This is a genomic window from Desulfonatronum lacustre DSM 10312 (genome assembly GCF_000519265.1).
GTDB classification, from domain to species: domain Bacteria; phylum Desulfobacterota; class Desulfovibrionia; order Desulfovibrionales; family Desulfonatronaceae; genus Desulfonatronum; species Desulfonatronum lacustre.
On sequence record NZ_KI912608.1, the window covers coordinates 1,179,838 to 1,204,611 of the forward strand.

The window sequence follows — 24,774 nt, forward strand, 5'->3', positions numbered from 1 at the left end:
CCTTTTAAGCATCCCTGTCTGTAGGGGAATCGCATGTTTATCGTGGGGAGAAATCACAGGCGGCGGGAATAATTCCCGAGATGGACGAGCGGAGAATCGAAATCGAAATCGTGATCGAAATCGAACCTCATGTCCAAGAAGATAACGGGATCACAGGATGATGCACAAAAAATTACGAGTAACTACTCAGCTCATCCGAGTAAAAGCGTCCTGGATAGCGGCAACGCTCCCGCCTTCGCGGGTATAACAGACTCGGGGGACGGCATTGAAAATACGTCATTCCCGCGAAGGCGGGAATCCAGCCCCGGTATGAGGCTCTACTCAGGCTGTGCTGAATAGTTACAATCCAGATTTCGATTTCGATCGCGATTTCGATGAGAATAGATTTGCCCTGATTTGCGGGCGGTACTGGATTGAGGCGTCGCGGAAGTATCAGTCCGTATTCACCCAGCTGCGCAGAACTTCCGCCACGCTCCACGCCTGCGCCACGCAACCACGCGGAGTGTATGGCGCTTCCGCGTCAAATACCTCGCTGATCGAACCGATGCAGGCTTCGTCCAGGTGCGCCACAAAGCCCGTCAGAAACCTCCGGGCGTCCATCCCCTTGCCCGGATTCAGTTTGAGCCACGCATCCACATACGGCCCGATGAGCCATGCCCACACGGTCCCCTGATGATATGCGGCGTCGCGGGAGCGCAGGTCGCCGTAGTATTTTGCCTTATAATCCGGATGTCCGGGCGCCAGAGACCGCAATCCAACGGGCGTAAGCAGCTGATCCGTCACTACATCCATTACGGGTTTCCATCGCGCGACATCAAGCACCGGGTGATCGAGGGAAATCGCGAATATCTGGTTCGGCCGACATGCGTCGTCATTGCCGCCGTTTTCCACATCCACCACATCAAAGAGATATCCCCCCTTTTCATGCCAGAACCGCTGATTGAAAGATGCCTGCACGCGATCCGCCGTCTCGTTCATGCGGCGCATGTCCGCCTCCTGGCCTTCTTCCCGCAGCCACTCGGCCATCAGGCGCAGCGCGTTGTACCAGAGCGCATTTATTTCCACCGCCTTGCCCCGACGCGGCGTCACCACCCAGTCCCCCACCTTGGCGTCCATCCAGGTAAGCTGATATCCCTGCTGCCCCTGGCGCAGCAACGCGTCTTTCGGGTCCATGCCGATGCCGAACCGCGTTCCGTTCCGGTGCTGCGCGATGATTTCCATCAGCATGGGCAACACCTGCTTCAGCGTCGCGAGATCGTTGGTAATCCGCACGTACCGGTGGATTGCGTGAAAAAACCACAGTGTCGCATCCGCGGTATGATAGAGTCCGTCCCGCTCGCCTTCGGGAAACATATTGGGAATCAGTCCATCGCGAACGTATTGGGCGAACATTCGCAATATCCGGCCCGCCTCGTTCAGTCGCCCTGTCATCAGCGTGAGTCCTTCCAGACTGATCATGGTATCGCGACCCCAGTCCGTGAACCAGTGATATCCGGCGATAACGGTGCACATTTCATCTCCGGAACCCTCGACGCGTGCGTCTTCCAGTCTGGCAACGGGGGTGACGAGGAACTGATCGGCGGCAAGCACCAGTTCAGCGGCAGGTCCAGTCCGTGCCTGGGGCGGAGCGGCATCCAGCAGCATTTTGCGACGATCCAGCTCCGCACGGAACGCGCCTTCCGGTGACAGCCCCCGGATCGTGTCCCACTCCTCGGTGGATGCCACGAGCGTCGTCCGGTCGCCTTCGCCCAGGTCGGCGCGAAAGTACCCGGGACTCCAAAGAGACCCCTGCCATTCATATCCGCGATCGCGCTCGGTGCGATAGGGAATCAGGGAGGTTTCCTTGTGGTCGAACGTAAATGCCGTCGAGGGGCCGTGGACAATGAGCCGCAGCACGGGCAAATCCGCGGCGCCGCTGATTTCAAACTGGTCTTCAGAGACGGATAATTTGTAGTACGGCGCAGGCGGTTCACTGACCGGGGCATCGTGCGAACGGAAATGCATCGCCGGCCGCAGCCCCAAGCGCAGCTTGCCTTTCCCCGAGAGCAGCAGATACGTCACGTGCACGGTGTTCTGCCGGTACGGAAGAATCAGGCGTTTTTCGAGAACGAACCCATCCACTTCATAGCGCCACACCGGCAGTCCGGCTTCCAGCCGGAACTCCGTCAGGTCAAGGGTTGCCTCCGGGGAGATGTCCGCAAGCTCCTTCGCCCCCGTATACACCACGCGGCGGTCCGGCAGACGCAGGCGTTCGGAAAGTCCGTTCAGCATCATCGTGCGGCCCAGCGGATTGGGCAAAGCGGCAATCAACAGTCCGTGATACCGACGTGTGATGGCGCCCGTCACGGTTCCCGACGCATATCCGCCAAGGCCGTTGGTAACCAGCCATTCTTTCCGCAAGTGGGGATCCGATTCCGGATCGCAGAATGCGCAGTTGTCCAGAACCCGAATCAGATCATCCATGACGTTCTTGCTCCGTAGGGGTTGGGCGCAATGCAGCCGCGGCATGCCCCGGGATGCGCCAGTTGTCTTCGGAATCGAAACCGGGCGTACCGGTACCACCGTACCGGGGATCCTCGCTCGACCACAATATCTGCCATCTCATCCCCTCCGGCGGTGCAAGCAGCGGCTCCGGCGCCGGATCCAGATGCAGATCCGTTCCGAAATTGACCAGGAGCAGGCGATCACTACCCCCTTGGCCGAAAAAACGCAGCAACAGGCACGCATCGGCAAGCACGGCCCCATCCACACCGCCCGAAGTTTGGGCGCTGAAAACGGGATCTTCGCGGCGCAGCCGCAGCAGGTCCCGATGCATATCATATACGCCGCGGTTGCGATCGCGCTCGCTAAAATCCAGCTTGCACCGCTCGAAGGTAGCGGGATTTGCCGGGTCGGCCAGATACGGCGCCATCTCACTCGTGGCCAGGCTGCGGAATTCCGCCAGGGACTTGGCCCGCCCATCCCGCACCAGTCTGGCCAGCTCCGGCTGGTGGTGGTCCGCAAAATAGAAGAACGGGCTGGATGCCGCGAACTCCTGCCCCTGAAAGAGCATGGGAGTCCCCGGCGCAAGCAGCATAAGCGCGGTCATCGCCCTGAGCCGGCCGGGGCTGGTCAGGAACTGCACCCGCTCACCGCGACCGGCATTGGCGATCTGGTCGTGATTCTGAATATAATTTACGAATTTGATCGGCGGCAGCCCGAGGCCGGGCGTGCCCCGGCGCTGCTTCTGCCACTTGTACCGCTGCCCCTGGTAGAGATAGCCGTACTTCACCATTGAGATGAACTCCTGGGGCTTGCCCAGGTAGTCGGTGAAGTAGGCTTCGTTTCGTCCGGTCATCGCAACCATGGCGCTGTGGTGGAAATCATCATTCCACAGAGCGTCCAAGCCGTAGCCGCCGCTCTCGACCGGACGCACCAGCTTCGCGACTTGCGGCTCGTTCTCCGCCAGGATGATGGTCTTTCGCCCGCGCGCGGCTTCCCGCACGCGTTTGCCGATGGCTGTCAGGATGTGTTCAGCAGAGGCGTCAAACATATCCTGAGTGGCGTCCAGCCGAAGCCCGTCGACATGGTACTCCTCAATCCAGTACGCGGCGTTGGTGAGAAAAAATTCGCGGACCGGATTTGCCTTTTCGCCATCGAAATTGATGGCCTCCCCCCAATTGTTCTCGTACCTGTCGGTGAAATAGTCGGTGGAAAATTCCTTCAGATAATTTCCGTCCGGTCCGACATGGTTATAAACCACATCCAGAATCACCCCCAGGCCGACGCGATGCGCCGCGTCCACGAAACTGCGGAAATCGTCCGGCTCGCCGTACAGCCGAACCGGAGCAAACTGCCCAACTCCGTCGTAACCCCATCCGAAGCGGCCCGGAAAATCAGCCACGGGCATCACTTCCAGGATGGTGATTCCACAGTCGGCCAGTTCCGCAAGTTCTTGCCGGGCGGCCTGCCATGTCCCTTCCTGCGTGAAGGTCCCGATGTGCATCTCGTAAATGACCTGGCCTTCGATGCCGACGCCCTGCCAGCCGTTGTCGTTCCACCTGAATCGTGAAGGATCCACAACCTGGGAAGCTCCATGGGGTCCGTCCGGCTGAAACCGCGACGCCGGGTCGGGAAAAGAGCCGGCGTCATCGAGCCGGAAGCGATAGCAAGTGCCCTCGGCGGCCTCCCTCACAAGGCCCGCAAAGTAACCATCCGCTCGCGGCTGAAGTTGAAAGGCCGCCGGGGCACCGGGACCCGCCTCCAGCACCACTTCCACTTTCTTCGAGCGAGGCGCCCAGACGCAAAAATGCGTGCCCCCGGCCGTCTGCAATTCGGCGCCGATCGCGAATCGTCGTTGAAGGTTCATGACTATTTCCTTGCGTTGCGCTCGATGACACCGAAATTATCTGGGATGGTTCACCCTGACGGAAATTACAGGTTGACACTTTCCGGCACCCGGCATTCATTCCGGTGCCAAGGTGTAGGGACGGTTCGCGAACCGCCCCTACGGCAGGCCGTGCATCCGCATGGAGTTGCTCAACGCACCTGTCGACCGTCAACTGCCAACCTGTTCTGAACCATCCCAATTATCTTAAACCCCAGCCCCCCTTTCCTGTTTTCTGAAGCCGACACAAGACGGATCTGGCGATCTGTGACCGTTGGTCGCTGTCCTCCTTTAGTCCGGCTACCGTTCCTGAAGGCTCAGCAGTTCCTCCGCCTGGCGCCGCGGATCGACATTCTCCGGCATATGGGTGGTGTCGCCGCGAATCATCTTGAGGGCATGGCGCTCCTGCTCTATTTCCTGACATGTTCTGATTCCCATCCGCCGGAGGATCGGCAAGGGCGGGCACCATCCCTGCAGGGCATGCTGGACGAGGAAACCCGACACTCCCAGGGACAGATAAAGCCACTTGCGGTTGACGTATTTACCGAGGACCACGCCGGTCAAGATCAGCAGCGAGGCGTTGAGCTCCAGCACGCGTTCGACATCCCATTCCCGGTCGAGTTCCCTCAAGCGGGTATCGATCGTCTCTGGCGAGGAGATCGCCCGGGCAATATTCTCCACGGTGCGCAACCGGATCCTTTCCTGCACGTGGGAAGCGGTACGTTTGGCAACCCGGACGGCCGAAGGAGGAATTATCTGTTCGAATCTGATCTCTGTTTCTTCGGAGGGGGAAGTTACACGATTATCGGTTACCTGTGTCTGATTCATGATCGATCTCCTTTTAATTGATTTATGTCTCCAAACAGGGACGGACGGGACGTTGGGATGGTTTACGCATTCCGCTCCATGGCCAATGCGACTATCTTCTCGATCAGGTCCGGGTAATTCAGCCCGTGCTTCTGGGCGGCCACTGCAAACTCACTGTTCTTGTCCAGGTGCGGGTTCGGATTGACCTCGATAACGTAGAACTCCCACGCATCAAGTTCCGTCGTTGCCTTTTCCACGCCCGTGGATTTTTCGGCGACACCTTTTCCGCCGATTTTCTTTCCGGCCTTGCCCTTGGATTTTTCATCCGGACGCATCGGCGTCACCCTGCGCAGACGCATATCGACCCGGCCGTAATCCCGAAGTCTCAGCGCCTTGAAGGCCTGAACCGCTGTTTCCTGAATCCGTTTGCAGACCGTATCCGGGATATCGGTCGGAAAAACCTCTGGTGCGTCTTTATAAGGAGAGTCCTCGTCCCACTTGGCTTCACTGGAGGCAATCCTTGGCATGCCGTCTGCTACCCCGGAAAAATCCCACTCCAAAATGGGTAGAGCTTCCGGTTTGTCGTTGCCGAGAACTCCTATGTAGATCTCCCGCCCCTCGATGAACTCCTCGATCAGGGCCGGGGCGTTGAGCTCGGTCTGGAGGTAGGAGATTCGTTCCATCAGCTCCTTGACGGTATGGACAACCGAGCCGCTGTCGATTCCGATGGAAGCATCCTCATTGAGTGGTTTCACAAAAAGAGGGAATCGCAAATCGTCCGACCACTCCACCTTGCCGCTGTCCATGCTCGAAAACCTGGGGTATCGAATCCCGTGGAAATGGTAGATTTTTTTGCTGAGTTCCTTGTCCTGGGCAAGTGCCAGACCTATGGATCCCGCGCCTGTAAATTTTTTGTCCAGCACTTCCAGCAGTGCGGCCACCGTCTGCTCGAATTGGCTGACCCCGCCTATTGATTCGCACAGATTAAAGATCAGGTCCCCATCGTCCTGGCCTATCTGGGTGGCGAAAGCCCGGATCTTGCTTTCGGCGGCAAGCCTCTTTACGTCGTGCCCGCGCCGGATGAGTACCTGCTCCACCTGTTCGCAAACCAGAGATGCCTTTTTTTTGCTTTCGGCTTCCTGTCTGAGCTCATCTTCGACGGCATCATAAATTATTGTAATTTTTAATTTTTTCACACTGCCCCCATGGTTTCACTTTATGATAAAGTCGCCTTTGAACAGCTTGTTCATGCACAGCGTCGTTGCATAAGCGCTCATTTCCATCAGGACTTCAAGACGCTTCTCGGGGTTCAGATAGAGCTCAAGCATTTCACACCGATTGATGAAGTGCTGAATGAGCGATCTGACAGCGGCATCGTTGAGCCCGGTCCAGTAGGTGATATTTCGGACAAGGCTCTTCCTGTGCTTGCTCAGAAACTGGTGTGCCGGGAGCCAGTCATCTTCCTTCCCCGGGGGGACCTTCCTTTCGAAGATGTCTTTTAAGTCTCCGTCAAAATACGCAGGCACCTCGCTTTCTTCGGCCCGGAATTTCTCATAGTGTTCGGTGATAGAGCCGCGCAGGTCGCAAGCCACGTCGTAGTTTTCGGCCGTAACCAAGGGGTCCATGGGCCCGTACTGGGCCACGATCCTGTCCACGTAGACGAGTTTTTTGTAACAGCCCCAATCTTTATAGGTCTCCTGCCAATTGGAATCCGGGGTGATCCAGACGGCAAAGGTTTCGGCAAAATCTTCATCAGGATGCTTCTGGGCATACCAGCCCGGAATGTGTCGAACGAAGTTCAGCGAAAAGGGATCCGGCCTGTAATCTTCGCTATACGGACGGGAGTAGGGACCGAACACGTCTTGCCATTCCTCGGTCTCGTAAAGTTTGTATGCGTAGTTGAAGGCGTGCCCCGCTTCGTGCCGCAGGTAGCGCAGGATCTCTTCGTCGGACTCGGCTTCTATGTCTTCCATGATTTCGTCTTCAATGCGGGAAAGCTTTTCATCGGCAAGATAAAAAGGGATCCCTATGATTGGCAGCCCCTCGGGGCAGCCCCATTCATCGGAAAGGTATACCTTCGGTTTGAGCCGTATTTTCGCGCTCTCCAACTCTTCGTAGAGGTCCTCCACAATTTTTTCCAAGCGCGTTCCTTCAAGCTTCAACCCCAAGTCGCACAGCTTGCTCTGAAGCAGCCTTTCACGCTCGGTATGCCAATCATCCGCCGGATTTTCCGTAACCATCATTCGACCTCGAACAGTTTGTTGATCAGGCGATCCTGCGACAGCATCGAATAGCACGGAAGGCATACCGGCCAATTGTCCGTCCCTGTCCGTCAGCCGAGTGTCTTTGGTTCAACACCAATGGCTCCATAACTGGAAAGATACGCTTTTGAGCATCCCGGTCTGTAGGGTAATCTCATATTTTATGTGAGGAGAAATCACAGGCGACGGGAATAGTTCCCGGCATCGGCGAGTGGATGAACGGACACTGCACGGAAGTTTGGAAGAGAGCGACGGCGATCCTGCCTGACCCTCGCGAAATTCCGGCCCGGATTTAGACCGGCGTCACGAAAAGCGACAGAGGGATCAATGGCCAAACCGCAAGGAGGGTGCGGGCCGCCTGCAGATCAATCAGAAAGGCCACATCAGGGGCACGAGCACTGCAACGACTGCCAGGGTGATCACCACCAGCCCGGTCCCGAACTTGAGATAATCCCTGGTCGCATATGACCCGGGACCCTGGACCATCAGGGGCGCCGGATGGCCTTCAGGCAGCAGGTAGGTGGCCGCGGCCCCCACAATAACGGCGACGGCAAACGCTTTCGGCTCGACCCCGAGCAGGCCGGCTGTATCCAATGCGACCGGGATCATGATCACCGCCACGGCTGCCCCGTGCAGGGACTGCGTCAGGAGCAGGGCGATCAACGTGATCCCGATCATGGTGACATGCGGGCCGAGTGTACCCAACGTATCGGCTATCAGGCTGGAAACCAGTCCGGCAGCGCCGCTTTTCTCCATGGCCAAGCCCAACGGGAACATCCCGCCGACCAGGACAATCGTCCGCCACTCCACATGTTCATAGACCAGCCGGAGAGGCAGAATGCCGATAAGGACCATTAACGCCGCGCCCCCCAGCGCCGCCACGGCAATCGGAAGCAGATTGAAACCAGCCAAGGCAATCACCCCGGCCATAATCAAGGCGGCCCACTTGCCCAGATGGCGCAGCTTCCGGGGAGCTTCCTGCGGGTGTGGCTCATGCAGCCACAAGAAACCCGGCCTGGGATCGTAGCTGCGCGTCTGATCGCCCGGACCATAGAGCAGCAGCGCGTCACCTTCTTGCAGGGGAGTGGTTCCCACATCGGTTCGAATGGGGCTGTCCGCGCGCCAGATCGCTACGCCCGTGAGGCAGGTTTTCCTGCGCAAATCCAAATCAGTCAGGGTCTTGCCGACCACCGGTGAACGCGGTGGGACAACCACTTCGATCAGCTCTCCACTGGATGACGGAAATTGTTCAGGTTCGCTGGGATGTCCCAATACTTTGAGTCCCGGATGTTCCTGGACCAGTTTTTCGACCCTTGTCCTGCGTCCGCCCACCAGCAGCATATCGTCCTTCTCCAGGACAAAATCCACTCGTTTAACAAGGTGGGGTTCGTCATGGCGCACAACAGACAAGACCGTAAGCCCGTGCTCATTACCGATTGCGATTTCTTGCAACGTCTTCCCCACCCAGGAAGAATCGTTCAGGAGCAAGACCTCCCAGAGACGATCTTCCAAATGGTATGTCCGCATTAAATCAGTATGATCTCCCCGGCTTTCCACGGCGCCCTTTTCGCCCGGCAACAGGCGCTGCCCAATGACCAGGGTGTAGACAGCGAAAGAAATGATCAGGGCAATGCCTACCGGCGCAATTTCGAAGAAACCAAGCGCTGACTGTCCCGAGGATCGAAGCAGATCGTTGACCACAAGGTTATGCGAGGCCCCGATAATGGTCAGGCTTCCACCTGCCAGGGCAGCCATGGCGATGGGCAGGAGCAGCTTTGAACGGTGGATATCGTTCTTACGGGCCAGTCGGAGGACCACCGGGATGAATAACGAAACCGTGGCAATATCGCTCACAAAACCCGACAGGACGCCGGGGACCAGGGTGCTCATCCAAGTCAACCGTTTGCGGCTCCCTCCGGCGATGTCGTTCAGACGCTCCGCGATCCACCGGACCACCCCGCTGCGTACCAACCCGGCGCTCAAGATCAACAAGCCGGCGATGGAGATGACGGCTTCGCTGCTGAAGCCGAGCAAAACCTCCTCCACCTCCAATACGCCGGTAGCCGCCAGCGAAACGAGTACCAATACCGCGACGATATCCGCACGGATCCAACCGGTTATAAACAACAGCATGGCGGTTCCCAGTATTGCGAAAACCACCCCGATTTCCATGGTCATGGTACCTCTCTCTCCCCAGACCTTCCATGGACAAATATCAGAGCTTGGTGCAAAAAGTTATATTACACCAAGCTTGTTGAAAGTTGATGGTTGAAAGCTTATTCAAAACGATGTGTTATGAATTACGGTTTTGTCCCGGCAAGATGGTTAAGGAATGGACACCGCATGGAAGTTTGGAAGGGAGCGACGGCGATTCTACCTGACGCCTCGCGAAATACAGCCCGGATTCAGACTGGTGTCGCCTTTTGCTCCCAGGTCAATCCTGAACCAGTGCGTGGCGGTACTGGATATAGGCGTCGCGGAAAGCGACATAGGGATCAATGGCTGATTCCTTCATGTCCTCGTACTGTCCGATCCTGAATGATAAAGAATTGATGCGTTCATGGGCCTTCAGGGCCCATCCCAGTTCATGAGGTTCAAGGTAGGAGAGTGGTGAAAGGAAGAAATCGCCTGTCATGCCCACCGAATCGCGCAATGTCGATGGACCGAGCAACGGCCAGACAATATACGGACCGTTGCCGATCCCCCAGACGCCGAACGTTTGTCCGGCATCCTCGTGAGTGACGTTCAGGACCGGGAAGGCATCCGATATTTTGACCAGGCCGAGGAAGCCGAAGGTCGTGTTCAAAACGAAACTTCCGGTTTCCTTGGCGACCTTGTCGCCCTTGCCCTGCAACAGACTGTTCACGGCGCGCACGGGATAAGCCAGGTTGGTGAAGAAGTTTCCGATGCCGATCCTGAAGAGTTCGGGAACAACCATGGCGTACGCCTGGGCGACCGGTTTGAGCAGATAGAGGTAGAGCTTGTCGTTGACGGTGAACATGGCCCTGTTCCATCCTTCCAAGGGATCGACGACGCGCAAAGGCTTGTGCTCCTCGGCCAGGGTTTCCCATTCCTCTTCCCACCAATCGTCATCGTCAAAATCGTCATGCCGATCCGGGCCGCCCTCTCCTTTTGCGGCAACGGTTCCCCCGTCCGCGATCATTGCGGAACCGGGACTGTTCTTTCCGGCGCATCCGGTCGTGACAACCAGGCACGTCAGCAAAAGAACCAACGCCGCGGATGATATTTTTTTCGGCATATCTTCCCGTCCTCTTCTCAATTCGCGGCCTCAACGCCGTCTCGCAGGCTCGCGACCTTGCTCCGCAGTGATTCGAGCAATCCGTCCACACCGCTTCGATGCAGAATTTCTTCGAACTGGGTCCGAAAATTCTGGGCCAGGCTTATCCCCTCCCCATGGATGTCGTAGACCAGCCATTTTCCATTTTCCTCATAGAGCCGATACAAGACCAGGACAGGACCCTGCCTGGCCATGACCTGGGTTTCCACTTCGGCCTTGGGGATGCGCGCCCCTGCTTCCGTGAGCAACGTTTCCTTGACGTAAATGACGTCTTCGTCGGAATAGGCGGAAATGTAATTTCGGTAGGTGCGCTCGATCAACTCCGAATACAGCGCGACGAATTGTTCTTTCTGCGAATCATTCAACTGTCTCCAGCCTCGACCGAGGGTGACGCGGGAAAGAACCTCGTAGTCAAAGGCTGCATCAACAACCTGCTTGATGCGCTCGAATTTTCCATCGATGATGTTCTGCTCCGGACTATCCGGTTCACCCAGAATGCCGAGAACCTGATCGACCGCGGTCTGAACGGTCGCCATCGGTGAAGCGGCCAGGGCCGTGGACGCAAAAAGCAGCAGGCAGACCATCAAAATAATTTGTTTCAACATATCGTCCTCGCGGTTTGACGTTTTCGATGCGGCATAGCCATCCTCGCCGTTTTTCCTCCCCTTCCGCCCTTATTTCTCAACGTCGCCAAAGGCGAACCGTCCGATCAGTTTTTCGATGTCCAGGGCCGGCACGGTATCCACGATGGTTTCTCCCGGACCGAGTTCGAAATCCGACCCCCCGGGAGCGATGTCGACGTATTTGTCTCCGATCAAACCGCGGGTTTTGATCGCCGCGACGGCATCATCCGAAACCGGGACCTCCTTTTCGATCCGCAAGGTCACAATGGCCACCAGATCCGTGGGATGCAGGCGGATGCTCTCGACCTTGCCGATCCCGACTCCGGCCATTTCCACGACACTGCCCCGGTTCAGCCCGGCGGCCGAAGTGAATCTCGCGTTGAGCAAATAGGTGTTGCCGCGCAGCAGTTCCAAATCTCCCAGCCTGATCGTCAGATACCCGACGCACAGCAGTCCAATGAGCATGAACACGCCCACGCCCGTTTCCATGGCGTACTTCTTCATATCGTTTCCTTTTTTTCGCGTACCGGACAAACCGTTTGCTGCTCATTGTCACGAGCCACCAGGACCAATGCCTGCAAGTCGGGGTATGCATCCACCTCCGCAACCCCCAAACTGATGCAGAAATTTCTGTAGCCGGGATGTTCCGCTCCGGATGTGCGTTTCCCCATGGTGCTGATCCGTTCGAGCATTGCCGCGCGGAAAGCGTCGATCTGATCGGAATCGGCTACCGGGAAATACGCCGCGACCTCATTTTTCCCGATCCGCACGGCTCGCCCTTGGCCGTTCAATTGGGCGATCAGTCCGTCGGAGAGGTTTTGGATGGCTCGTTGCGCCGCGATTTGGCCCACATGCTCATCCACTTCATCCAGGCCATCCAACAAAAAGAGGATGAAACCATACCGCTCGCCGAGTTGGATGCGAGGGCCAAGGCGTCTCAAACCGGCCATGAACTCCTTGCGGTTGTCCAGCCCGGTCAGGTCGTCCTTGAGCATCTCCACGCTGTTCAGAAAGGCCTGGATGTCCGGGTCGTCGGACTGCTCCAGGACAACCGGCGTGTCTTCAAAAATGATCCCGCTGGAATCGATGATGGCCACCTTGTCCGCGATGTAGAACACATCAGGGATGTCATGGCTGACGACAACGGCCGTGAACCCCAGCTGCCGCTGATAATGAGCGATCATGTTCAGCACGGCGTTTTTTCTGATCGGGTCGAGCCCGGTGGTGGGCTCGTCAAAGAGAACGATCTCCGGATCGGTGATCAAGGCCCTGGCCAGGGCCACGCGTTTTTGCATCCCTCCCGAGATCTGCGAGGGATATTTGCTCAGGACATCGGAGATCTCCAACTGTGTCGTCCGCTGAATGACCTTCTCCCGAATCATCGCGGACGCCAGACTCGTCTTTTCGGTCAGGGGCAGGGCGATGTTCTCGTACACGGTCATGGAGTCGAACTGGGCGTTGCTCTGGAACATGTAGCTGAAACAACTCTTCAACTCGGACATGCTCTTCCGGCTCATGCTGGAAAGAGGTTTGCCCTTGAAGAAAATATCCCCGGAATCCGGCTTGAGCAGTCCGATGACGTGCTTCAGCAAGACGGACTTGCCGACCCCGCTCTTCCCGATGATCACCGTCACCTGTCCGCCAAGGATATCCAGACTGACGTCCTTCAGGACGACCTTGTCGTTGAAGCTCTTGCAGACCTTTTCGAAGCGGATGACGGGTTCGGGCATAATCGTCCCAACTGTTTATTCAACGGACAGCTAACTGTGAAAAAACCTTATCTTGCTGTTCGGTATCTACTCAGCACATTTTATGTCCGCTCTTGTTCCGGCAATCGGGGTCGGGGTCGGGATCGGAATCGAAACAGGAAAAAATAAGAACGCATCCCAGCGTTTTCGATCCCGATTCCGATTCCGATTCCGACCCCGACAACAGCATTGCTTTGTGCTGAGTAGTTACGCTGTTCGTTCAAAAACCCCAAGTGCAAGGAGAAAAAACCCAATGTCGAAGCGTATTTATTCATACATGAGAGTTTGAGCTTTTTGCAACGACACAGCAATTGGGAGTTTTTCAACGGACAGCTAAAGCAGAAACGAGGTCAGAACATAGTCCACCACCAGCACGGCCACGCAGGACATGACCACCGCGGTGGTCGTGGACATGCTCACCCCTTTGGCCCCGAAGCCCCCGGCGCGCATATGGGTGAAATACCCCTGGAAACAACAGATGACCGTAACGATAAATCCGAAAACCACCGCCTTGACGAAGCCCCCGGTAATGTCCTGCATGACCACGCTGGCCTCGATCTGGGTGAAGTAGGTTCCGGCGCTCAGGTGGAGCAGCACCACGCTGGTTATGTAGCCTCCAAAGATGCCCACCACGTCGAACAAGGCCGTCAAAAGGGGAAAGCTGATCAGGGAAGCCACGATTCGGGGACTCACCAGAAACTTGATGGGATTGATGTTCATGGTGTCCAGCGCGTCGATCTGTTCGGAGATGCGCATGATGCCAATTTCCGCGGCCATGGATGAGCCGGCCCGGGCAATGATCATGATGGCCGTGAGCACCGGCCCCAGCTCCCGAATCAGTGACAGGGCCACGGCCGGTCCCAGCAAGCCCGTTGAACCGAATTTTGCCAGGGTATAGTACCCTTGAAGACCCAGAACCATCCCCGTGAACACGGATACCAGGAGAATCACGGACACGGATCGGAAGCCGATGAAGTACAATTGGCTCAGTATCTTTCTGAACTGGAAGGGAAAGGTGAACACGTGCAGAACGGCCAAACCGGCGAAGATGGCCATTGCCCCCAGCTCATTGACCAGGGCGAACACCATCCGTCCCAAGGCGGCAAAAGGATTTGCACGGATCTCCGCATAATCTGCCATGGCTCGACTCCATTAAAATGAAGGGATGGGCCCGCCCCTTAAAGAGGAAACATCAAGGACACGTCACCCCCTTGAAGGAGGCCGTCCATCACTGATGAGACGGGGCTATGTCGGCGCCGATGAAACAGCGACCTGACGTTTCAGCACTCCACCATGGATCATTCCGTCATCTTGGCGGACTCCAGGAGGCCTTCCAGCATCATGTGCATCATTTCCATCTTGGAGTGCATCATCTGACGACATTTCATCATGCCCTGGCACAATTTCCGGCCACACAGTGGTTGGGGGCAAGACATCAGCCTGCTGGTTACGTTCATATTTTTTGGTAACCACGTGAGAGCTGTTGGCCCTTGCTCGGTTATCCACCTTCGGCGTAACGGTAACTCCGAAAATACATTCACATGGCTGGCGGAATGGAGGCGTCATCGTGTACCCGTGTTGTGACGAGTTCCTCGAGCAGTGCGTTAGCCTCGTGCGGCAGGTAGACGTGAATGACTGCCGAATTTTCTGTTGGCCGCTACATCAAGGAAGTCGGGATACTGTGAGAGTTATTGTCCTGCCGCCACACATACGACGACAGCTTGTAGTTCAGTGAAAAGTAAAAATAGCATTTTGTTTGATCGTGTCTATAGGGGAATCACTTGCTTTAACGGGAGGAATTCCCGGAAGACTGGAATAATTCCCAGGCCGAGGTTGAGTTTTCCTCTGCTCATCGTCGGCCAGGGATTTATTCCCGTTGCACGTGTTTTTCCCTTGCGACAAGAGGCGATTTCCCTACAGACTCGGTTCAAAAAATAGGTTTTCATGACGGAGGTTGGGATAACAGACTCGGCTCTTGAAACATCTTGAACAACGTATGCATATGCTCAAGAGGAGTGTTCTCGTGCAAAGAATCGGATGTGACCGTAGGAAACTGATCTCGCGGGCTGTATTGCCGTCGCGTGCTTCTCTTTATCTTTGTTAGGCTGATTTTTAGCAGGATTATCCGTAACTACTCAGCACAGAGTAATTCTGTTGCCAGGGTCGGTATCGGAATCGGGATCGAAAATGTGGGGATGCGTTCAAAATTTTTCCAGATTCGATTCCGATACCGATACCGACCCCGATTGCCGGAGCAAGAGCGGACGCAAAATGTACTGAGTAGTTACAATTATTCAAACTTCTCTTCTGGGAAGCTGCCTGCCTTAACAGGAATAAGACAGAGACAAAATCGGAGAAAAGGAGGACGCTTATGCATGTAGGAACATGGGGGTTGGCGCTTATCGTCATCGTGATCGTATCATGGCTTCTTTACCGCTACCTAGCGCCCCAGAGCTGGAAGGAATGGTCGAGTGCCGGCGTGATCCAGGCATTTATAATCGCTTTTTATGCCGAGATGTATGGGTTTCCTTTGACCATCTACTTTCTGGCCCGTTTTTTTGGTCTGGACCTGAAACTGGCTGAGGGAGGCAATCTCTGGGCGCAGCTTTTCGGCACGCCTGTAGCGCATATTGTTGCGATGTTAATCGGCTACGCCATCGTATTCAGCGGTGCAATCCTGGTTGCGGATGGTTGGAGGCGTGTTCACCAAGCCAGAAAAGAGGATCGTTTGGTCACCGATGGGGTCTATGCAAAAGTACGTCACCCTCAATACACTGGCCTCTTTCTGATCGTCTTCGGCGAAGGCATTGTGCATTGGCCAACGATCGTTTCAGTTATTGCATTCCCGGTGATCGTATTCGCCTACACCCTCCTGGCGCGAAAGGAGGAGGGCTGGATGGTGGAAAAGTTCGGAGAAGAGTATCGCGATTACCAGAGGAGCGTACCCATGTTCATTCCCAGTTTGAAAAGCAATGATCCGCAGGAGGTATAAATGAACGCCCAAACCATGACCATCATCAGCGGCCTTGTTTTTTTTGTCGTCTTTGCTTTGGCTGCTTGGAGCTTAAGGCGACGGCGCAAGCCGAAAGGTGTTGCCATCGCACGAAATGCAGATCAATACGATGAAGAGGGCGCTTCGCACAGGAAAGGTCATAAGGGTTAAACCTACTACTTGTGTTCGAAGCAATGTGCAGTAAGAAAATCCAGAGCGAAAAAGAATGAAAAGATGCTGGCTCATTTGGCGTTTTTCAGGAATCTCACGTTGATGGCAACAATCACCGTGCTAAGGGACATGAGCGCCGCCCCCATGGCCGGAGACAACAGAATGCCGTATGTATATACGGACACCTGCCGCAAGGGGTATGGCAAATAATCTTCAGCCAAGCATAAGTGGGCATATAATCTGCCTCTTATCTGATCTTTCCGTCCAGCGAAATCTTTGACCGTCTGAGCAGTATGGAGTTGCCGATTACCGTCAGCGAGCTTGCGGTCATGGCCACGACTCCGATCATGGGATGCAGGAGACCTGCTGCTGCAATGGGTATGGCTACCACGTTGTAAAAGAACGCCCAGAACAGGTTCTGTACGATTTTGCTGAAGGTTGCCCTGGACAGCCGGATAGCCTCGACCACCTTGGGCAGTTCTCCTGAGACCAGGGTGACGTCCGCTGCTTCAATGGCCACGTCGGCCCCAGCTCCAATGGCGATGCCCACGTTGGCCTGCTTGAGGGCCGGGGCGTCGTTGATGCCGTCTCCCACCATGGCCACGTATTGGCCGAAACGCTCCTGCAGTTTGCGGATCTCGTCCACCTTGCCCTCTGGCAGCACACCTGACAGCACTTCGTCGATACCCACTTCCTCGGCCACGGCCCTGGCGGTCCGTTCATTATCGCCAGTGACCATGATCACCCGAAGACCCAGATCGTGCATGGCCTTGACGGCTTTTTGGGAATCCGACTTCACTGTGTCCGCCACCGCGACAATGCCCACAGCCTTGCCTTCCATGGCCACCAGAACTGCGGTTCGGCCTTTTTCTTCCAGCCTGTCAAGATCTTCATCCAAAGCTTTAAGCCCGGAAACCCCGTGTTCGTCGAGTAACCTGCGATTGCCTATGAGTATCTGTTTTCCGTCAACTTTGCCTTCAACTCCACGGGCGGTCACTGAACTAAAATCTTCTACATCTCCAAAATCAACATTCCTGTTTCCGGCCCCTTCCACAACCGCCCGGGCAAGGGGATGCTCAGATGCATTCTCAACCGCTGCAGCCAGAGCCAGAACGTTATCATCATCATATCCATCGGCAGCCACCACATCGGTGAGTTCCGGCTCGCCTTTGGTTATGGTTCCTGTTTTGTCCAGGACCACAATCTTGATATCCTTAAGGGTCTGAATTGCCTGGCCGGATCTGATCAGCACACCACTCTCGGCTCCCATCCCGGAACCGACCATCAAGGCGGTGGGAGTTGCAAGGCCCAGAGCGCATGGACAGGCAATGACCAATACGGCAATGGTTGCAAGAATTGCCAGAATAGCCGGCGTGGCCGTCGGATCTACCCAGGGCAGAAAGCCCGCCCCCCATTCCAGAATGGGCCGAAGGGATTCCGCAAACAAAAGCCAAGTAAAAAGACTGGCCAGAGCTATGACTATTACCACAGGCACAAACTTGGCAGTGATGCGGTCGGCGAATTCCTGGATGGGCACTCTGGATCCCTGGGCTTCCTCAACCAATCGTATGACCTGAGACAAAAAGGTGTCCGCTCCCACCCGGGTGGCCTTGACCTTAAGCCGGCCTTCTTTATTGATGGTGGCTCCAAGCACTTGATCGTTCGGTTTCTTTTCTACGGGAATGGATTCCCCGGTAGCTATGGACTCGTCCACGTGGCTTTTGCCTTCCACTATTTCACCATCCGTGGGAATTTTTTCTCCTGGGCGGACGACCATGATGTCGCCGATTTCCAGCTCTTTGACCGGCACTTCTATTTCCCCCCCGTCTCGTTCCACTCGAGCTGTCTTGGCCCCAAGAGTGAGCAGCTTCCGGATGGCTTGGGAAGCACGGCCCTTGGCCCGGTTCTCCAGATAGCGCCCCAGTAGATGGAACGTCATGATTGTCGCGGCCATCTCGGTGAAAGAGGTCATGGGATAGACAAATCCTACAAGCCCGATGATGTAAGGAGGAAGACTGCCCATGGAAATGAGCACATCCATGTTGGCGGTCAGGTTGGTAAGGGATCTCCAGGCGGATACATGGGTGGCCCAGCCTCCGAACAGGAACACCACGGGAAATGCCAGGATGGATATGATGGCCAGATATCCCGGGATTGGCGACACGAACATGTGCACCATCATCAGGATCATAATGAATGTTGCGGGCACGGCGGCAATGACAAACCGTTTCCAGGCTCGGGAAAGGTAGAATTCATCCGCCTCCCGGGGTTCGTCACCCTCCCGGTCAGTGCTGACGGAAGCCACCTCGTAGCCTGCCCGTTCGATGACCTTTTTCAGTTTTTCAGCTGAAGGACCGTCCTTACCGGATTTTACTGTAACCTGGTGATTGGAAATATTGGTTTTGATTTCGCCTATTCCGCTCAGGCGGTTCAGACTGTCACGAATGATCCCCGCGCAGTGGTCGGATCCCATACCGGGCACCACCAGCTTTACCAAACCGGATACATCTTCATTGGAAACAGATGCCACTTCGTAGCCCGCCTTTTCCACGGCCGAACGAATGGCGTCCGAACCGGTCCGATCCGGATCATAGTTCACCCGCACCTTGTGATTGGAGATGTTGGTTGAGATATCCTCAATCCCGTCCAGACGGTTCAGGCTTTCACGGATGATCCCCGCGCAGTGGTCGGATCCCATGCCGGGCACCCCTAAGGTCAGTTTCATTTATGTACTCCTTTGCTTGAACTGAATTCAGACACGCTTTCTCAGACAGGGATGGAAGAACTTGAAAACTCTGAAAACCGAAGGAAACGAGCATGAATAGGATTTCATCCTGGATATTGACAGGCTAGCAGTCCGTTGAAAAACTCCCAAGTGCTGCGTCGCTGCAAAAAGTTCAAACTCTCACGTATGAATAAATACGCTTCGACCTTGAACTTTTTTTGCTCCTTGCACTTGGGGTTTTTGAACGGACTGCCGGATAAGGACTTTTTCAACACTCAGCTAGATTTTTTAGTTTTATTTTTTTTACTATGTTAAATGGAAATTCGCAATATTTTTGATTATTAGCTAACAGAAAATTCTATTTGATTTAATAATCCAATTACATAGATTGTCATGAACAGATATTTGATAACAAATATCTACCTGTTTATTTCCAGAATTCGGACGGCTATGTTTATTTAGACGTAACTACTCAGTACATTTTGTGTCCGATCTTGCTCCGGCAATCGGTGTCGGGGTCGGCGCTTCGCTATCGGAGTCGGAATCGAAACAGGAAGAATTTAGAACTCATCCCAGCGCTTTAGATCCCGATTCCGATTCCGACAACAGAATTACTCTGTGCTGAGTAGTTACATTTAGACAAGAATACTTGCGAATCCAGACCACTCAAGGTCTAGCATCTGCACGCTCAATAGCGTATAAACAACTACATAAAATTATCAGTGATTCGAAAAGAAAACTGGACAACGCCACTGCAAGGGCCCTGCGCGCCTCCCAGCCACAAGGTTCCGCAGGAGGGGTCCGGCAGATCTTGAATTCCGGATTTAATCAGAATCAAGCTCTAAAGCGGTGGAAATCAGGATGCGCAGATTACTTGTTTCTCCGGAACTTAACGTGGCCCTGTTCACTTTCTTGCTACACTATCCCTGGGAGTTTCTTCAGGTTCCCTTGTATGAACAAATGCCTGATCTGCTTCACTGGGATGGCGTAATAATCTGTACCCGGGCGACCCTTGGGGACGTAATCATTTCCCTGGCGGCATACTGGACGGTGGCAGCGATCCGTCATGACCGGAGGTGGATTAAGCGCCAAGGGACCGCAACCATAATTGCCTTCATGGCAATGGGGATAATGGTTACCGTTGCCATGGAGTGGCACGCTACAGCCGTTGCGAATCGCTGGCAGTATGGAGATGTGATGCCCACTGTTCCGCTGCTGGGGACCGGCCTTTCCCCGCTGCTGCAATGGATAATTCTTCCCCCGCTGACAATCTGGTTCGCCAGACGCCAGATCCTCGGACAGGAACGGCTTTCAAACTGTCGATCGGTTGATAAAACAATCTGATCCTTTTTACGGATTCCGGAACAAGACCATAAGGAGATCAATAAAATGAAAACCGATCCCGTATGCGGCATGAATGTGGATGAAGCAGGAGCAATACACAAATCAATCTTTCGAGGGGAAAGCTATGTTTTTTGTTCACTGCCAGGAGGCTTTTGAACAGCATCCTCTGCTGTACATTGAACAAGAACCGGGGTGCTTCTCTACGTCAGATGATCAATGACCGTGGTGGTCCGTCGGAGCGCCGCCCCATTGCTCCAGCCATTCGCGCATCTGGTCGATCTCTCGATTTTGGGCGGCGACGATTTCTTCGGCCAGAGTCCGCACTTCGGGGTGCACGGCCAGATTTTTGTCCAGAACATCCCGGGCCATATGCACGGCGCCGAGGTGATGTTCAATCATGTCCTCCAGGAAGACGGTGTCCGCTTCCTCCGCGGACAGGCCTTCGATGTCCCGCATCATGGGCTGATAGGCCGCCTGTGTGGACGCGTCGGGATACCACTGCTCGATCCACTGGCGCATCTTCGCGATTTCCCCGGTCTGATCGTCCGTCACCTCCTTGGCAAAGTCGCGCAGTTCCTGGCGTTCGGTCACGGCCAGGATCTGCTTGGCGCTGTCCACGGCCTCCTGATGGTGAGGGATCATTTCCACGAGAAATTCCAACTCGCTGCCCACTTGATGTTCATGTTCATGCTCCGCCGCATCCGCCGGGCCGTTCGAAGCGGCCATGAACAGCATGCTCAACACCGTAATGGGCATCCAGAACTTCATGAGACTCAGTGCTTTCATCCTCGTTTCTCCTTGTCGTGGTTGAATCTCCATGATGCCAAAACGTGCGGCCTATGCCGAATCGTTCAGGGGCATGACATCCAGGAGACGATCTCCGGATGGTATGTCCGCATTAGTCCGCTGACTATGCTTTAAAGAATGCGAGAAGATCTGCGTTGATCTGGTCCTTGTTGGTGGAGCACATGCCGTGTGGCGCTCCAGGATAGATCTTCAGCGTTGCGCCCTTGATGATCTTGGCCGAGAGCAGGGCAGATGCATCGATCGGTACGATCTGGTCCTCGTCGCCATGCATGATCAGTGTCGGTACGTCGAACTTGTTCAGATCATCCGTGAAGTCCGTCTCTGAAAATGCCTTGATGCAATCGACCACAGCTTTGAAACCGGCCTGCATCCCCTGGAGCCAGAATGCGTCCCGCAGACCTTGCGAGACCTTGGCACCCTCCTTGTCGGCGCCATAGAACGGCGTGGTGAGATCCTTGAAGAACTGCGAGCGGTCGGCGAGTACGCCGGCACGGATCTTGTCGAACGCCTCCATCGGCAGACCGCCGGGGTTTGCGGCCGTCTTCAGCATCAGCGGGGTCACTGCGCCGATCAGCACAGCCTTGGCGACACGTTTCGTGCCATGGCCGGCCGATGTAGCGGGCAACTTCGCCGCCGCCCGTGGAGTGGCCGACATGAATACTATTTGTCAGGTCGAGCGCGGCAACGAGTGTTGCCAAGTCGTCGGCATACGTATCCATGTCGTTGCCATCCCAGGACTGGCCTGATCGGCCATGACCGCGGCGGTCATGGGCAATGCAGCGATAGCCGTTGGAAGCCAGGAACAGCATCTGGTCTTCCCAGGCATCCGCGTTCAGCGGCCAGCCATGACTGAAGACGATGGCCTGCCCTGTCCCCCAGTCCTTGTAATAGATCTGCGTACCGTCTTTCGTCAGAATCGTGCCCATTATTTTGCCTCTTTTTCCTGCTCAGGGGTTGTCGATTTGGTCGATTGCCTGGTTTCAGCGCGATCAAAGCTGCGATTTGATTGGCAGGAGAATCTTTTCGGCGATTTTTTGGCGCAGCGGACGGCGCTCCCAACGCGCAAGGGAAAACGGCTCAGCCTCCAGCAGATCGGCCTCGAACACCGCCGTCATCCGGGTAGCGAAGTCGCTGTTGTAGATATTCAGACTCGCTTCGTCGTTGAGCCGGATCGAACGAATGTCGAAATTGGTTGAACCCACCGAAACAAACTCGGCATCAATGACCAGCAGCTTGGTGTGCAGCATGGTCGGTTGATAGACGTAGATTTCGGCGCCTGCTTGCAGCAGCTCGCCCCAATCGGCCTTGGAAGCGATCTTGACCGTCAGCGCATCCATATGCGGCCCAGGCAGCAGGATGCGAACGCGAACGCCGCGACCGCGGGCAGCAACCAAGGCCTTGATCAACAGCCGGTCGGGCACAAAGTAGGACGCCGCCAAGTCGATAGTCGCCTCGGCCGCCGCGATGGCAAGCAGATACATCAGGTGCATGCTCTCGCTCCCGCTGGCCGGGGAGGCAATAAACACGTGTGCGTCCATCTCGCCCTTCTCCTGCAGGGCAGGAAAGTAGCTCGGGCCATTCAGCACCTGACCAGTGGTCTTGATCCAGTTGTCGTTGAAGGCCGCTTGCAACTGCGCCACTGCGGGGCCTTCAATCAGGAAGTGACTCTCCCGCCAGTGGTTGGGATCGCCACCGTCCCCAGTCCACTGATCCGCGATGCCGACCCCTCCGGTGAACCCGATACGCCCATCGACCACCAGCAGCTTGCGATGGGTGCGGTTGTTCATCCGGCCCAGGTTGTACCAGTTCAGCGGCCGATATCGATGCAACTGCACCCCAGCAGCCTGCATGGAATCCAGCAGCGACTGCTCCATCTTGGTGCTGCCAACCCAGTCGAGAATGACGCTCACCGGCACGCCGGCGCTGGCCCGCTCGGAAAGCGCCTGCGAGAAGGCATCACCAATTTCTCCTGACCAGTAAATGAAGGTCTCGAACGTGATCGAGATCTGGGCCGAACGAATGGCCAGCAGCATCGCCGGAAAAATCTCGTTGCCGTTTTGCAGCGCGGTGACCTGATTGCCGCCCACAATCGCCGGGCCCAGCAGGACGGACATCTCGCGCCGAAACTGCGGATCGGAGACAGCGTATCGATGCTCGACTTTGCGCTCCAGCACCTTCTCGGGTGTCTTGAAGTTCTGCAACACGACCAGCACCAGGCTGGTGGCCAGCACAGTGACTCCGACAACCCAAAGCATTTTATTTCGGTTCCCAGTCATTGCATTGCCTTCCCGGACAAACGACGGAGTTCGCGACAAACACTATTTGTCGTCACCGGGTGGTGAATTGCTGTACCACCACAAGAAAAAGGATGAGAACGCCTGCAAAGCAGACGACAAACACGCCGCGCGGCACGCTCAGCAGGTCGGGGAGCCGCAGTTTGCCGAAGTCGCCCCAGGTCTCAACCGTTCGTTTTGTCCACCCAGAAAGTTCGGCAAACATCCATGAGCCCGCAATAAGTCCGGCCATCCCGAAAAGCGCGTCCCAGCTTCCCTGTCCCAGCGCGGCAGCGGCAGTTCCTGGACAATATCCCACCAGCGCAAATCCCGCGCCGAAAAGGAGCCCTCCGATGATGTTCGCGCCGATGCGTGTCGGCTTGACGTGCAGGTTCACTTTGTCGAAGTGGTGCAACGTGGACACGCCGATCATGCCGACGATAATTGCGGTGAGCATTATCTTCACGACGGTCCAGTCCTGAAGAAGCAGTTGGCCGATGAGTACGTTGTATTTGCCAACGCCTCCTTTCTGCAGGAGGAAGCCAAACACCAGACCAAATATCGCGCCGGCAATCAGCTTGGAAGTCGCGGTTTCGACTGATTTCCGGTTTGTCGTGGCCGACTTCAGCGTGTCAAACATGGGTTCCTCACAGATTGTAGAGCGGCAGGGCCACGGCGACACCACCAATGAAAAAGCAAATCACGGCAATCCACGATGCCACGTTGAGCTGAAGGGTTCCGCTGATGCCGTGGCCGCTGGTGCAACCTCCGGCCAGCCGGGCCCCAAATGCCATCAGCATGCCGCCGGGAAAGGCGATGGCCGCACGCAGCGCAATGCTGTCGCCGAAGCGTGCCTCCCAGATGGGCGGCAGCCATTCATTGGCGAACTCGCCGCCCGTCAGGGCGGCAATCGCGCCACCCACGATGGTTGCGACCACAAAGACGAATCCCCAACCCACTTTCGGCGGCTTGTCCTTGAAATAGGTGAGCGAGGCCGTGCGGCGGGGCGCGATGCGTTTGCCGAGAAAGCCCGCGAGCTGCGCGTAGAATGAGGAGGCCCCGATGGGCTTGTCGGAAAAGTAAAATGTCAGCCAGGAAAGCACTCCAATGCCCGCGCCGACAATATAGGGGGACCAGGCCGGTCCCGGATAATCAAGCGCATCCACGCCTGCCCCCGCATCGGTCGCGGCACATGTGAACAGGAGAACAAGACTGCCGATCAATAACGCGGCAGGCCTGGAAATCATTGGGACGGAAGAAGGCATGTTCGTGCGCAAGGTTGCTCCATTGTTGTCAGGGTCGAAATCGAATCGAAATCGCAATTGAAATCGCTATGGCAATAGTTTTATGATTTATTTG

The 24,774-nt window shown here is 55.8% G+C and carries 20 protein-coding genes and 1 pseudogene; 3 read left to right on the plus strand and 18 right to left on the minus strand.

Annotated elements, in window-relative coordinates:
- Positions 1–432 precede the first annotated feature (432 nt).
- The 11 genes from DESLA_RS0105630 to DESLA_RS0105680 all read right to left on the minus strand — a co-directional run bounded on the left by DESLA_RS0105630 (position 433) and on the right by DESLA_RS0105680 (position 14,243).
- Entirely contained in the window at positions 433–2,463 is a 2,031-nt protein-coding gene (locus tag DESLA_RS0105630) for an amylo-alpha-1,6-glucosidase (RefSeq protein ID WP_028571702.1), read from the minus strand.
- Entirely contained in the window at positions 2,456–4,348 is a 1,893-nt protein-coding gene (treZ, locus tag DESLA_RS0105635; protein ID WP_245590008.1) for a malto-oligosyltrehalose trehalohydrolase, read from the minus strand. Before treZ ends, DESLA_RS0105630 begins: the two co-directional genes overlap by 8 nt.
- Before the next feature lie 318 nt (positions 4,349–4,666).
- On the minus strand, positions 4,667–5,194 hold the full coding sequence (locus tag DESLA_RS18955) for a DUF2892 domain-containing protein (protein WP_084031912.1): 528 nt from the start codon (positions 5,192–5,194) through the stop codon (positions 4,667–4,669).
- Between the two features lie 62 nt (positions 5,195–5,256).
- Positions 5,257–6,369: a D-alanine--D-alanine ligase family protein gene (locus DESLA_RS0105645; RefSeq protein ID WP_028571704.1), complete on the minus strand. Its 1,113-nt coding sequence runs from the start codon at positions 6,367–6,369 to the stop codon at positions 5,257–5,259.
- A 15-nt stretch (positions 6,370–6,384) separates the two neighbouring features.
- Positions 6,385–7,416, minus strand: a complete 1,032-nt coding sequence (locus DESLA_RS0105650; RefSeq protein WP_051434424.1) for a putative zinc-binding metallopeptidase — start codon at positions 7,414–7,416, stop codon at positions 6,385–6,387.
- A gap of 387 nt (positions 7,417–7,803) precedes the next feature.
- The gene (locus DESLA_RS0105655) at positions 7,804–9,612 is read right to left on the minus strand and encodes an SLC13 family permease (protein ID WP_028571706.1); all 1,809 of its coding nucleotides are present in this window, start codon (positions 9,610–9,612) and stop codon (positions 7,804–7,806) included.
- 256 nt (positions 9,613–9,868) lie between these two features.
- A complete protein-coding gene (locus DESLA_RS0105660) occupies positions 9,869–10,693 on the minus strand; it encodes an MlaA family lipoprotein (RefSeq protein ID WP_028571707.1) in 825 nt (274 codons plus the stop codon).
- A 17-nt stretch (positions 10,694–10,710) separates the two neighbouring features.
- Positions 10,711–11,337 carry an MlaC/ttg2D family ABC transporter substrate-binding protein gene (locus DESLA_RS0105665; RefSeq protein WP_028571708.1) on the minus strand — a complete coding sequence of 209 codons (627 nt, stop codon included), beginning with the start codon at positions 11,335–11,337 and terminating at the stop codon, positions 10,711–10,713.
- Positions 11,338–11,406: 69 nt separating this feature from the next.
- Positions 11,407–11,859, minus strand: a complete 453-nt coding sequence (mlaD, locus tag DESLA_RS0105670) for an outer membrane lipid asymmetry maintenance protein MlaD (RefSeq protein ID WP_028571709.1) — start codon at positions 11,857–11,859, stop codon at positions 11,407–11,409.
- A complete protein-coding gene (locus DESLA_RS22295; protein WP_084031913.1) occupies positions 11,856–13,085 on the minus strand; it encodes an ATP-binding cassette domain-containing protein in 1,230 nt (409 codons plus the stop codon). The genes mlaD and DESLA_RS22295 overlap by 4 nt, the downstream gene beginning before the upstream one ends.
- 351 nt (positions 13,086–13,436) lie before the next feature.
- Positions 13,437–14,243, minus strand: coding sequence for an MlaE family ABC transporter permease (locus DESLA_RS0105680; RefSeq protein ID WP_028571710.1), 807 nt, complete (start codon positions 14,241–14,243; stop codon positions 13,437–13,439).
- A 1,231-nt stretch (positions 14,244–15,474) separates the two neighbouring features.
- On the opposite strand from DESLA_RS0105680, the gene DESLA_RS0105690 reads away from it, so the two are divergent.
- Positions 15,475–16,095: a methyltransferase family protein gene (locus tag DESLA_RS0105690; RefSeq protein WP_028571711.1), complete on the plus strand. Its 621-nt coding sequence runs from the start codon at positions 15,475–15,477 to the stop codon at positions 16,093–16,095.
- The gene (locus DESLA_RS22770; RefSeq protein ID WP_156932875.1) at positions 16,096–16,266 is read left to right on the plus strand and encodes a hypothetical protein; all 171 of its coding nucleotides are present in this window, start codon (positions 16,096–16,098) and stop codon (positions 16,264–16,266) included.
- A 247-nt stretch (positions 16,267–16,513) separates the two neighbouring features.
- Here DESLA_RS22770 and DESLA_RS0105705 read toward each other — a convergent pair whose 3' ends face one another.
- The gene (locus tag DESLA_RS0105705) at positions 16,514–18,991 is read right to left on the minus strand and encodes a heavy metal translocating P-type ATPase (RefSeq protein ID WP_028571712.1); all 2,478 of its coding nucleotides are present in this window, start codon (positions 18,989–18,991) and stop codon (positions 16,514–16,516) included.
- A gap of 861 nt (positions 18,992–19,852) precedes the next feature.
- Between DESLA_RS0105705 and DESLA_RS0105710 the strand changes: the two genes are divergently transcribed.
- Complete coding sequence (locus tag DESLA_RS0105710) at positions 19,853–20,335, plus strand: hypothetical protein (RefSeq protein WP_028571713.1); 483 nt, start codon at positions 19,853–19,855, stop codon at positions 20,333–20,335.
- 213 nt (positions 20,336–20,548) lie between these two features.
- On the opposite strand, the gene DESLA_RS18965 is transcribed toward DESLA_RS0105710, so the two are convergent.
- The 6 genes and pseudogenes from DESLA_RS18965 to DESLA_RS0105740 form a co-directional block, all read right to left on the minus strand.
- Positions 20,549–21,121: a DUF305 domain-containing protein gene (locus DESLA_RS18965; protein WP_028571714.1), complete on the minus strand. Its 573-nt coding sequence runs from the start codon at positions 21,119–21,121 to the stop codon at positions 20,549–20,551.
- Positions 21,122–21,245: 124 nt separating this feature from the next.
- On the minus strand, positions 21,246–21,797 hold the full coding sequence (locus DESLA_RS18970) for an alpha/beta fold hydrolase (RefSeq protein ID WP_245590009.1): 552 nt from the start codon (positions 21,795–21,797) through the stop codon (positions 21,246–21,248).
- 10 nt (positions 21,798–21,807) lie between these two features.
- Positions 21,808–22,068, minus strand: a pseudogene (locus DESLA_RS23770) (alpha/beta fold hydrolase); the annotation flags it as partial.
- Positions 22,069–22,131: 63 nt separating this feature from the next.
- Positions 22,132–23,373, minus strand: a complete 1,242-nt coding sequence (locus DESLA_RS0105730) for a phospholipase D-like domain-containing protein (RefSeq protein ID WP_211239031.1) — start codon at positions 23,371–23,373, stop codon at positions 22,132–22,134.
- Positions 23,374–23,470: 97 nt separating this feature from the next.
- Positions 23,471–24,055, minus strand: coding sequence for a DUF6691 family protein (locus tag DESLA_RS0105735; RefSeq protein WP_028571716.1), 585 nt, complete (start codon positions 24,053–24,055; stop codon positions 23,471–23,473).
- A gap of 7 nt (positions 24,056–24,062) precedes the next feature.
- Positions 24,063–24,692, minus strand: coding sequence for a YeeE/YedE thiosulfate transporter family protein (locus DESLA_RS0105740; protein ID WP_245590010.1), 630 nt, complete (start codon positions 24,690–24,692; stop codon positions 24,063–24,065).
- Between the last annotated feature and the right edge of the window lie 82 nt (positions 24,693–24,774).

Bases quoted from the DNA above. Each gene is read 5' to 3' on its own strand.
- DESLA_RS0105630 (WP_028571702.1), bottom strand. From the start codon at position 2,463: ATGGATGATCTGATTCGGGTTCTGGACAACTGCGCATTCTGCGATCCG.
- treZ (WP_245590008.1), bottom strand. From the start codon at position 4,348: ATGAACCTTCAACGACGATTCGCGATCGGCGCCGAATTGCAGACGGCC.
- DESLA_RS18955 (WP_084031912.1), bottom strand. From the start codon at position 5,194: ATGAATCAGACACAGGTAACCGATAATCGTGTAACTTCCCCCTCCGAA.
- DESLA_RS0105650 (WP_051434424.1), bottom strand. From the start codon at position 7,416: ATGATGGTTACGGAAAATCCGGCGGATGATTGGCATACCGAGCGTGAA.
- DESLA_RS0105655 (WP_028571706.1), bottom strand. From the start codon at position 9,612: ATGACCATGGAAATCGGGGTGGTTTTCGCAATACTGGGAACCGCCATG.
- DESLA_RS0105660 (WP_028571707.1), bottom strand. From the start codon at position 10,693: ATGCCGAAAAAAATATCATCCGCGGCGTTGGTTCTTTTGCTGACGTGC.
- DESLA_RS0105665 (WP_028571708.1), bottom strand. From the start codon at position 11,337: ATGTTGAAACAAATTATTTTGATGGTCTGCCTGCTGCTTTTTGCGTCC.
- mlaD (WP_028571709.1), bottom strand. From the start codon at position 11,859: ATGAAGAAGTACGCCATGGAAACGGGCGTGGGCGTGTTCATGCTCATT.
- DESLA_RS22295 (WP_084031913.1), bottom strand. From the start codon at position 13,085: ATGCCCGAACCCGTCATCCGCTTCGAAAAGGTCTGCAAGAGCTTCAAC.
- DESLA_RS0105680 (WP_028571710.1), bottom strand. From the start codon at position 14,243: ATGGCAGATTATGCGGAGATCCGTGCAAATCCTTTTGCCGCCTTGGGA.
- DESLA_RS0105690 (WP_028571711.1), top strand. From the start codon at position 15,475: ATGCATGTAGGAACATGGGGGTTGGCGCTTATCGTCATCGTGATCGTA.
- DESLA_RS22770 (WP_156932875.1), top strand. From the start codon at position 16,096: ATGAACGCCCAAACCATGACCATCATCAGCGGCCTTGTTTTTTTTGTC.
- DESLA_RS0105705 (WP_028571712.1), bottom strand. From the start codon at position 18,991: ATGAAACTGACCTTAGGGGTGCCCGGCATGGGATCCGACCACTGCGCG.
- DESLA_RS0105710 (WP_028571713.1), top strand. From the start codon at position 19,853: ATGCGCAGATTACTTGTTTCTCCGGAACTTAACGTGGCCCTGTTCACT.
- DESLA_RS18965 (WP_028571714.1), bottom strand. From the start codon at position 21,121: ATGAAAGCACTGAGTCTCATGAAGTTCTGGATGCCCATTACGGTGTTG.
- DESLA_RS18970 (WP_245590009.1), bottom strand. From the start codon at position 21,797: ATGTCGGCCACTCCACGGGCGGCGGCGAAGTTGCCCGCTACATCGGCC.
- DESLA_RS0105735 (WP_028571716.1), bottom strand. From the start codon at position 24,055: ATGTTTGACACGCTGAAGTCGGCCACGACAAACCGGAAATCAGTCGAA.